Below are 378 nucleotides of genomic sequence, written 5' to 3' on the forward strand. Positions count from 1 at the left end.
AGTGCCGTATAATTTGAATTTTTTATAACAATTTCTTTTGGTGAGAAATTGGAGCGGCACACGAGGCTCGAACTCGTGACCTCAACCTTGGCAAGGTTGCGCTCTACCAACTGAGCTAGTGCCGCATTCAAATAGTCAGTATTTGTCCGTTGGTGCACAACCTAAAGGTTGCGGTAAAACGTTCTGGCAACTGAGCTAGTGCCGCATTCAAATAGTCAGTAATTTGTCCGTTGGTGCACAACCAAAGGTTGCGGTAAAACGTTCTGGCAACTGAGCTAGTGCCGTATAATTTGAATTTTTTATAACAATTTCTTTTGGTGAGAAATTGGAGCGGCACACGAGGCTCGAACTCGTGACCTCAACCTTGGCAAGGTTGCG

General features: G+C 45.0%; 1 tRNA gene. It reads right to left on the reverse strand.

The window, feature by feature from the left end:
* Positions 1-49 precede the first annotated feature (49 nt).
* Positions 50-125: transfer RNA gene (locus JIG41_RS20270), tRNA-Gly, on the reverse strand.
* Between the last annotated feature and the right edge of the window lie 253 nt (positions 126-378).

It is taken from the genome of Pseudoalteromonas sp. bablab_jr011 (assembly GCF_016464045.1).
GTDB lineage: Bacteria > Pseudomonadota > Gammaproteobacteria > Enterobacterales > Alteromonadaceae > Pseudoalteromonas > Pseudoalteromonas lipolytica.